General features: G+C 41.7%; 7 protein-coding genes and 1 pseudogene. 5 read left to right on the forward strand and 3 right to left on the reverse strand.

The annotated features are described in order from the left end of the window. Together RDS42_RS08385 and RDS42_RS08390 are read left to right on the forward strand one after the other, a co-directional pair. Positions 1-1,163: DHHW family protein (locus RDS42_RS08385; protein ID WP_308783256.1), on the forward strand; the 1,163-nt coding region annotated here is incomplete at its 5' end. A 26-nt stretch (positions 1,164-1,189) separates the two neighbouring features. Next, complete coding sequence (locus tag RDS42_RS08390; protein WP_308783257.1) at positions 1,190-2,452, forward strand: dihydroorotase; 1,263 nt, start codon at positions 1,190-1,192, stop codon at positions 2,450-2,452. Between the two features lie 70 nt (positions 2,453-2,522). Here RDS42_RS08390 and RDS42_RS08395 read toward each other — a convergent pair whose 3' ends face one another. Together RDS42_RS08395 and RDS42_RS08400 are read right to left on the reverse strand one after the other, a co-directional pair. Next, positions 2,523-3,878: a glycoside-pentoside-hexuronide (GPH):cation symporter gene (locus tag RDS42_RS08395; RefSeq protein ID WP_308783258.1), complete on the reverse strand. Its 1,356-nt coding sequence runs from the start codon at positions 3,876-3,878 to the stop codon at positions 2,523-2,525. 6 nt (positions 3,879-3,884) lie between these two features. Then, positions 3,885-4,706 carry a beta-galactosidase small subunit gene (locus tag RDS42_RS08400; RefSeq protein WP_308783261.1) on the reverse strand — a complete coding sequence of 274 codons (822 nt, stop codon included), beginning with the start codon at positions 4,704-4,706 and terminating at the stop codon, positions 3,885-3,887. A 92-nt stretch (positions 4,707-4,798) separates the two neighbouring features. Here RDS42_RS08400 and RDS42_RS08405 point away from each other — a divergent pair, with 92 nt between their 5' ends. Together RDS42_RS08405 and RDS42_RS08410 are read left to right on the forward strand one after the other, a co-directional pair. Beyond that, entirely contained in the window at positions 4,799-5,146 is a 348-nt protein-coding gene (locus RDS42_RS08405; protein WP_072449340.1) for a transposase, read from the forward strand. Further along, positions 5,136-5,954 (forward strand): IS3 family transposase, encoded by an 819-nt coding sequence (locus tag RDS42_RS08410; protein ID WP_308783259.1) that lies wholly within the window; start codon positions 5,136-5,138, stop codon positions 5,952-5,954. The genes RDS42_RS08405 and RDS42_RS08410 overlap by 11 nt, the downstream gene beginning before the upstream one ends. 170 nt (positions 5,955-6,124) lie before the next feature. Here RDS42_RS08410 and RDS42_RS08415 read toward each other — a convergent pair. Continuing rightward, positions 6,125-8,308 (reverse strand): annotated as a pseudogene (locus RDS42_RS08415) (glycoside hydrolase family 2 TIM barrel-domain containing protein); the annotation flags it as partial. A gap of 240 nt (positions 8,309-8,548) precedes the next feature. Between RDS42_RS08415 and RDS42_RS08420 the strand changes: the two are divergent. After that, positions 8,549-9,430: an AraC family transcriptional regulator gene (locus tag RDS42_RS08420; RefSeq protein ID WP_308783260.1), complete on the forward strand. Its 882-nt coding sequence runs from the start codon at positions 8,549-8,551 to the stop codon at positions 9,428-9,430. The last annotated feature ends 335 nt before the right edge of the window (positions 9,431-9,765 follow it).

A 9,765-nucleotide genomic window follows, 5' to 3' on the forward strand; every position in this document is an offset into this window, starting at 1 on the left:
GTAAAATGAAAAAGAAGACAAAAAGCTATAAATATTTTTTCAGAAATATGGGATTGTTGTTTCCGTTTTTTCTTATCATAGTCTTTCTCATCAGTATATTTATGCCGGAACGTTCTTTTTCTGAAAAAGAAAACCGTGTACTGGCATCAAAGCCGGACGCCACGGTTTCTTCCCTGATCTCCGGCCAGTTTGAAAAAAAATATGATACCTATGTAAATGATCAGTTTCCGCTTCGTGACATGTGGGTAGAATTGAAAGCAGGAGCAGATTTTCTGATGGGAAAAACCAGATCCAATGGTGTTTACCTTGGAAAAGACGGCTATCTGCTGGAGGATTTTACGCCGCCTGTTCCAGAGCACCTCAATGCCACAACAGAAGCAATGACCTCTTTTGCAAAGGCTCATTCAGACATAGCGCAGTATGCGCTGATCGCTCCTAATGCAGTAAACATATTAAAAGACAAACTGCCTGCCGCCGCCCCGGTAAAAGATCAGAATGTATACATGGATGAACTTTTTTCCACCCTGGAGCAAAACGGCATATCCTGCATTGATGTAAGAAATACTTTTAGGCAAAACACGAATCACCAGCTTTATTATCACACAGATCATCACTGGACAACGCAGGCGGCTTATTTTGCCTATAAAGACGCTGCTTCAAAAATGGGACTTGATACCAGTGTCTGCTCTTATGAACAATTTCCTGTGACCGGAAGTTTTCAGGGCACACTGTCCGCCAAAAGCGGCTTCCGTTCCCACGAAAAAGAAGATATCTATGTATTTCTTCCCAAAAGCGACACACCTGCTCATGTTGTCAATTATGTTGACGAACAGAAAAAAACTGCCAGTTTTTATGCTGTAGAGCAGCTGAATGTCAGAGATAAATATGCCATGTTTTTTAATGGAAATCATCCCCTTGTCAGGATCAGTACACCTATAAAAGAAGACCGTACTCTTCTTGTACTGAAAGACTCCTATGCAAACTGCATGATTCCCTTTCTGGCGCCTCATTACCGCAATATCATTATGGTAGATCCAAGATATTATTATGATGATCTGGAAGAACTGATCCAGGTAGAAAACGTACAGGAAATCCTGTATCTTTATAATGCCAACACCTTTTTCAGCGATACTTCTCTGGAAATGACACTTTCCCCTCAATAAAACAAATCCCAAAGGAGGACTTATCTATGTTATTAAAAAATGGTTTCCTTGTAAACCCTCGTACAAACACAAGCCACATCACCGATATCCGTATCACAGACGGACAGATCTCTGAGCTTGGCTCCTGTCTTTCTCCTCTTGAAAACGAGCAGATAATCGAATTGGACGGACTTACTGTGGCTCCCGGACTGATCGATACCCATATCCATTTCCGGGATCCAGGTCTTACCTATAAGGAAGACCTGCATACAGGCGCTCTGGCAGCTGCAAAAGGCGGCGTGACCTCAGTAATCTGTATGGCCAATACAAAGCCCACCGTTGATTCTGTGGAAACTCTGAAAGACATTCTCACCCGCGGAGCAGAAGAAAAAATCCGTATCTATCAGACCGCAGCTGTTTCTCAGGGCTTAAAAGGTGAGATCATGAATGACTTTGATGCTCTGAAAGCTGCCGGCGCCTGTGGTTTTACTGATGACGGTATCCCGCTTCTGGATGCTGATTTCTGCAGCAAAGCCATGGAAAAAGCGGCACAATTAAATATGCCTATCAGCCTTCATGAAGAAGACAAAAGCTTTATCACCAATAATGGCATCAATGCCGGAGAAGTCTCAGAAAAACTTGGAATCAAGGGATCTCCCTCCATTGCCGAAGAAGTTATGGTAGCCCGGGATTGTATGCTTGCTCTCCATACCAAAGCTCCTGTAGTGATCCAGCACATCAGCTCCGGAAACTCCGTTGCACTGGTTCGCCTTGCCAAAAAACTGGGAGCCGATATCCACGCTGAAGCAACACCTCACCATTTCACACTGACAGAAGAGGCGGTTCTTACCTATGGTACCCTGGCAAAAATGAATCCGCCTCTCCGCACTGAAAAGGACCGCCTTGCTATCATAGAAGGTTTGAAAGACGGCACCATCGACCTAATTGCCACAGACCATGCTCCCCACAGTGAGGAAGAAAAAAACAAACCTCTTACAGAAGCCCCCAGCGGCATCACCGGTCTGGAAACCTCTCTTGGCCTTGGTATCACAAATCTCGTAAAAATCGGTCACCTGACACTTATGGAGCTTCTGGAAAAAATGACCTGGAATCCTGCTGCACTTTATCATCTTCCTTCCGGCTCCATTGAAAAAGGCGCCCCGGCAGATCTGGTAATCTTTGATCCGGATGAAAAATGGACTGCGGACACCTTCCTTTCCAAATCTTCAAACACACCGTTTAAAGGTGCTGAGCTTTATGGAAAAATCCACTATACTATCTGCCATGGAGAAGTAGTTTATAAGGGATGAACCGATAAAAAACACTCTGAGAATCAGATTCCCAGGGTGTTTTTTACAAAAGGATCTCTTTAATAATAGATCAGAGTTTCTTTTTCAGCTCTTCATTTGCACGTTCCACATTCATCTTTGACATCAGCAGCGTAATAATCAGAGTAATCACAACCGGTATCCACAGATACATGATCTGGAGCATACGGATACAGGAAGCGCTCTGTACTGCAAGAGTTCCGTCAAATCCACTGAGATCCAGCAGCCATCCCGTAATTGCAATACCAATTCCACCGCCCAGCTTGATTCCAAGAGAAGTACAGGAATACATGGTTCCATCCACTCTTTTCTTTTTTGTCAGATAGGTATACTCGGAGCAGGATGCGATCACCGCATTCATGTCTCCCTGCCACGGGCCCATACCAAAGGCTGCGATTCCTGTAAACAGGAGCATCAGAGGAACACTTCCCATATAACCTGCCAGGACTACCAGAGCCCTTCCCACAGTACCAATGACATATCCTGTCAGATTCAGTTTATACATCCCGTTCCATTTTTCTACTAAAACAGGCGTAATCAGAAGCGCTATGATCAGAGGGATATTAATGGCCCAGGAAAATACTCCGTAGAGTTTTTCGTTTAAAAGAATATAGGTCATATAATAAATACCCATATTCAGCATTGCCGTATAGATCTGCTGCAGGATATAAGTCGCACAGATCATTACATAATACTTATTTGTAAAAAGAAGTTTCCCGGCATCGATCAAAGAATATTTTTCGTCTGTTCCTGATGTTTTTCCATCGTTTAACTCTTCTTCCGGCAGCTCTTTTACAGAAAATACAGAAATCGTATTTACTGCCAGTCCGATCACGGCATAGATCACAGCCACCATTCTCCAGCCGGCAGCGCCGCCGCCCATCCATTCTACAAAACCAATGGTCAGGGACTGGATCAGAAGGCTGGTGGAAAACGCAAATATAAAGCGGTAGGAGCCCATCTGCACACGTTCCTTACTGTTTTTTGTCACCAGTGCAGTCAGTGCAGAATATGCGATATTATTCGCTGTATAAAAAACAGCGTTTAATAATGTATAGGCAATAAAAAACCATGCATACTGGGCAAATGTTCCCATACTTGTAGGAATAGCAAAGATTGCAGCCAGAGTCACAGCACAGCCGATATAAGCCCACAGCATCCACGGACGGGCTTTTCCAAAGCGGCTCTTTGTCTTATCGATCATAGAACCAAAGAACACATCTGTGATGCCGTCAAAAAGCTTTGATACTGCGATCAGGGTTCCTACGATACCGGGATTCAGCCCTACTGTATTGGTAAGATAGATCATGACAAAGGAAGACAGAAACGCATAAACCACATTTCCGGCAATGTCACCGGAACCATATCCCACCTTATTGTACCATTTCAAGTATTTCTTTTCGTTCATTTTTCTTTATTCATCCTTCCCAAATAATAGTTTTATCTCAAATGTAAATTCTTCGGCATCCAGCTGATATTCTTTTCTTAATTCCGGTCCGCAGCTGTTGGAGCCGATTCCATTCTGTGCATAATCCAGACATACCACGGTATTTCCGGATCTTTCCAGCTGGAAATTGTGTGCTTTCCGGGTCAGTTCCTCCTGTGTAAAGTAAGACACGTTAAAAGAGAATGCCTTTGGCGCTGCTGCCGTAAATATTTTTTCGCCTTTAAGGATCTGCACATAATCACAGTCTGTATGACTTCCGTTTTCCTGCGGTCTCAGATAATCTTCATGCAGTTCCTGAATGGAAGCTTCAAAAAGTCCATGACTGCAGGATCGGCATTTATCAATATAGCTTTCATGAGGGCCAAGTCCATAAAAACAAGCCTTCTCATATTCCCCTTTCAGGAATAAACGGATACCAAATCTGGGGAGCTGCGGAAATTCCATGTCTTTTTTTACATTCATCTTTACCTGTATCTCACCGGTATTGGAAATCTCCCATAATGCTTCTACATCCAGGACTTTCTGCAGAGCAACTGCGGAAAGAGACAGGATACTGTGCAGGATCACTCTGCCATCTTTCATTTCCCAGCTTGTTTTATAGGCTCTGGTCCTGCTCCGGTCATACCCGGCATCTGTCCATTGCTGCTTCAGTTTCCGGTCATTATCCGTAGGCGCTCTCCAGATGTTTAATTCTAATGGAGCATCCAGAAGTTCTTCACCTTCTCTCTTCAGACTCTCAAAAAGCCCGGTCAGCTTATTAAAGGTATAACAGAATTTGTCCGCCTTTATCTATAATGGTCTCATAAATTAAGACACTTTTTCGGACATTTTTTAATGAATCTGATATACTAAATTCAGTATGAAAGAGAGGATTCATAATTATGTCCAGACAAAGAAGAAACTTTAGTGCCAAATTTAAATCAGACCTAGTAATTGAGCTACTTAAGGGTGAAAAAGATCTCAACACCCTGGCAACTGAAAATAATATCCAACCAAACCTGCTTCGCAATTGGAAGAAAGAATTTCTGAATAATGCTTCGGCTGTATTTGATGACAAGCGTGAAGAAAATCTCAAAGAAAAGCTTGCCGAAGAACGCAAAGAGAAAGCAGAGTATGCGAAAAAGGTTGGTCAGTTAACAATGCAGGTTGACTGGCTCAAAAAAAAATCTGAAGAAATTTGTGGACCAGACTACGAGAGTAAATTTAGTCCGAAACCTTTTGACGACTAAAGAACTCCCTGCTTCTGTTGGAGCAAAACTGCTCGATATTAACCGTACAAGCATTTATTATAAAAGCTTGCCCGTCTCAGAAGAAGAGTTGGAATGCAAAGCGATTATTGATCATCTGCATACAGACAATCCAACTTGGGGAGCAAGGCAAATGTCGGCACAGCTGAAAAACAGGGGATATCATGTGGGACGCCGCAAAGCACGTCGGTATATGAATGAAATGGATATTTGTCCTATTTATCCTAAAATGAATCTTTCTAAGCGTATGCAACAGGCCAAAGTATGTCCATATCTTCTACAAAATGCCGTAATTGATGCTCCGAATCAGGCATGGTCCATTGATATTACCTACATTCCAATCAAGCACGGATTTCTTTATTTAACTGCTGTTATTGACTGGTACAGTCGTTGTATCGTTGGTTGGGAAGTTGATGATACCCTAGATACCAGAATGGTTATTAACGCTCTTAAAAAGGCATTTAAAACAGCAAGACCGCAGATTTTAAATTCAGATCAAGGGTGTCAGTTTACAAGCCAGCGATACATTGACTTTGTGAAAGAAAATGGCATCCGTCAAAGCATGGATGGAAAAAGTCGCTGGGCTGACAATATCATGATTGAGCGTTGGTTTCGCAGCTTCAAGTATGAGGAAGCGTATCTGACGCAATACAACAACATCAAGGAAGCAAGAACTGCTATTGGTCGCTATATTCACACATACAACTTTGAGCGATGCCATTCTGCCCTTGGTTATAAAACACCAGCTGAATGCTACTATCCGGCAATGCTTCTGCCGTATGTAGCTTAATGCATATACGGATCAGGGATCTTTTCTCTGATTCCAGGTAACTACCAATCATATCAGTTCATTATAAAAACCTTAGATTTTTGTCTTGACAACTGAACCACTATAATCCATACATACCTGTCGTTTTCCCAAACCTGAACAGCGCAGGTATAACCGTCATTTTGAGATCGCAGCAGTTTTTCTGCTTTCTGGTTTCTGCTGTCCTGATTTTTCAGAGGTATCTCGTCAAATCCCAGGAAGCTTCCCTGGGGCTGGATATCCGTACTGTTTTTTAAGTGGTAGGAAATTTTTAAATAGCACCTGCCACATTGGGGAACCTTTACTCTCAACTGTATGCTTCCTGTCTCATGAGGGCAGATTGATTCCGAAAGCTCCAGTTCTCCTTTTTCCACAGGCATTCCGTCGCAGCTGGTCTCATAAGTGAGAAAAAGGAAGTCTTTCAGATCTACATGATCCATATAATTTCTCAGACAGATCACACCGCTTTTCTGATCATAGGATACGATCCTTGCAGGGCGGTATACATTCTGGTATTCCAGCAGTCCGGTATGAGGGGTGCGGTCCGGAAAAACCAGCCCGTCCATGCAAAAATTGCCGTCATGCACTTCCTCCTGGAAATCACCGCCATATAAATATTTTTCTTTTCCGTTTTCCGCTTTTCCCTGATAAATCCCATGGTCGCACCATTCCCAGACAAAGCCTCCGCAAAGGATCGGATATTGACAGATCATACGAAAATAATCTTCCAGATCCCCAGGTCCGTTTCCCATAGCATGACAGTATTCGATCAAAAGGAACGGCTTATCCGGTTTCTTTTCCATGTATTCCTGTATTTCTTCCAGCGACGGATACATCCTGCTGAAAACATCAATGTTACTGTAATCATATTTTCTCCTGTCATTCCGGTAAAAAGAACTTTCATAACAGGTCAGCCGGGTGGGATCAAAAGCTTTTGTCCATTTCAGCGCCTCTTCAAAGGTACATCCGTATCCACATTCATTTCCCATGGACCAGATCACGATACTTGGACGATTCTTTTCTCTTTGTACACAAAGCATCGTTCTGTCCAGAGTAGCCGGTATAAACTCCGGATTATCAGAAATCCTCTCATTCCATCTTTTGCTTACGTTTTCCCAGCTGGAATCCTTCAGATACTGAGACTGTGTTCCATGACTTTCATTATCTGCCTCCGCGATCACATAGAATCCATACTGATCGCAAAGCTGATAAAAATACGGTGAATTAGGATAATGGCTGCTGCGGACTGCATTGAAATTATGCTGTTTCATCATCTGCAGATCCTTTTTCATCTGATCCAGGCTAATGGCAAAACCGGTAACCGGATCTGAGTCATGGCGATTGACTCCTTTAAATTTAACAGGAACCTCATTTTCATAAATCACAGCATCTTTTATACAGATTTCACGAATCCCAATCCGGTCTGTAATGACTTCATCCCTGCCTTCTATTACCATAGTGTAAAGATATGGCTGCTCCGGATTCCAGAGTTTTGGATTTTTTATTTCAAAAACTGCCTGATGTGTATAAAGGGAAGTCCGCTTTTCCTGAAACATCTGCACTGCCACGATATTCTGTTCCCTGTCATACACAGTAATCTTTACCGGAAAAGCTTCTCCCTGATAATTTGCCTGAACTGTGATCACCGCCTGATCTTTCTTGGTCTTCGTTGTCGTAAAATAATCATAGAGAATATTTTCAGGTCTGTTTAAAAGATATACATCACGGAAAATGCCGCTCATACGAAACTTGTCCTGATCCTCCAGATAGGTTCCGTCACACCATTTTAAAACCAGAACAGCCAGTATATTTTTTCCGTTTTGAAGCATGTCCGTCACATCAAATTCACTTGTAGCATGGGAAACCTGACTGTATCCGACATATTTCCCATTCATCCATACATAAAAACAGGAATCCACACCCTCGAAATTCAGATAAGCTTTTGGCGCATCCTTTTGTATCTCATATTCAAATTCCCGCACATAGGCTCCACAGGGGTTTTCCTGAGGCACATAAGGCGGATCCAGTGGAATCGGATATCTTACATTTGTATACTGATGTCTGTCATATCCGTCGTTCTGCCACACTCCCGGTACCTTTACCTGCACAAAATCACTGCATTCATATCCCGGTTCATAAAATTTTTCCTGCAGATCATAAATACTTGAAAAATATCGGAATTTCCAGTTTCCGTTAAGCAGGATCATTCTGTCAGAGTCTTCTCTGTTTTCTACAAGCGGCCCCATATCTCTGGATGCCGGTATATAATAGGCTCTGCAGGGCATGGTATTTTCATGCATTATTTTTAAGTCTTCATAATGTCTGGGCACGATCATTCTGGCTTTCTCCTTTTTCTTGTTTTTTCCCTTCAATTTACTTTGATTTTACTACCTTTTTACATATTTCGTCCATAAACCGCATTGGACAAAACATGCACAAAATGATACACTTATAATGAGATTCACAGTATAAAAAAACATTGTTAAAAACATCATATAAAAAAGCAGATTTATGGCTTACGAACCACAGAACAATATATCGGCTTTTTCCTCTGCCATTATAAGAAAGGAGTATCTATGTATATTAATTCCGGGTATCTGCACAATTCGCTGCTTGATTTTAAAGACAAAACCAGACCGTTAGTCGTAGGAAGCTGCGGAACTTACCGCCTTATCAAACAGCCAAGACTCCCTACTTACCGCCCAAAAGGCAGGATTGATTATCAGCTGCTTTATATTGCTTCAGGAAAAGGGCATTTCTTTTTAGATAATAAAGAGGAAATTATAGATGCCGGACATATGATTTTATATCGGCCCAGAGAAATGCAGAAATATATTTATTATGGTACAGATCAGACAGAAGTTTACTGGGTTCATTTTACAGGAAATCGTGTAAAAAATATCCTAAAAGAATATCATTTATTTGAATCCGCTTCAGTTATACAGGTTGGAAATTCTCCAGAATACCACCAGATATTCCGAAAAATGATACAGGAGCTTCAACTGACGAAACCACACTATGAAGAGTATCTGTCACTGCTCCTTAACGAACTTTTTCTTCTGATCAGCCGCCATCATCCGGAAAGTTCCAGACAGAATCGTTATCTTCAAAAGGAGATGGAACTGGCAGCTCAGTTTTTTAATGAACATTTTACAGAAGAGATTTCCATAGAAGATTATTCTGCCTCCAGGCATATGAGCACCTGCTGGTTCATCCGTAATTTTAAACGGTATCATAATCTTACGCCTATGCAGTATATTCTGAACCTTCGTATTACAAATGCAAAAACACTTCTTAGAACAACCACATATTCTGTTTCTGAAGTGGCATCCATTGTAGGTTATGATAATCCTTTATATTTCAGTCGGCTGTTCAAAAAACAGGTTGGGATTCCTCCATCTGATTTTCGTAATCAGGCAGTTCCTCCTGATGACTTTATACACAACAAAAAACCTTGAAATTCATATTTCAAGGTTTTTTAGAGGTGCCACCCGGATTTGAACCGGGGATAGAGGTGTTGCAGACCCCGGAAAAAAACCTCGGAACCCTCTAAAACTCTAAGGTTTTCCAAACTGTCCACCTTATATCCACCCTAATTTTCATGTTGCTTTCATGCCATATCAGGTATTTTACTGTGCCAAATCTATGCCACTTAGCACCCCTATGGGCATATTATATACATTTTAGTATCTTTCGTCTACAATTATTTTACTACAACTACAATATTATATGGAGGTTTATCGTGAATTATCAATTAGAGTTAAAACAAATTGTGGATTTTCCACGCTGCCGG

The sequence above is a fragment of the uncultured Blautia sp. genome (genome assembly GCF_902497045.1).
Taxonomy (GTDB): Bacteria; Bacillota; Clostridia; order Lachnospirales; family Lachnospiraceae; genus Blautia_A.

Coding starts and splice junctions, on each gene's coding strand:
- RDS42_RS08390 (WP_308783257.1), top strand. CDS start 1,190: ATGTTATTAAAAAATGGTTTCCTTGTAAACCCTCGTACAAACACAAGC.
- RDS42_RS08395 (WP_308783258.1), bottom strand. CDS start 3,878: ATGAACGAAAAGAAATACTTGAAATGGTACAATAAGGTGGGATATGGT.
- RDS42_RS08405 (WP_072449340.1), top strand. CDS start 4,799: ATGTCCAGACAAAGAAGAAACTTTAGTGCCAAATTTAAATCAGACCTA.
- RDS42_RS08420 (WP_308783260.1), top strand. CDS start 8,549: ATGTATATTAATTCCGGGTATCTGCACAATTCGCTGCTTGATTTTAAA.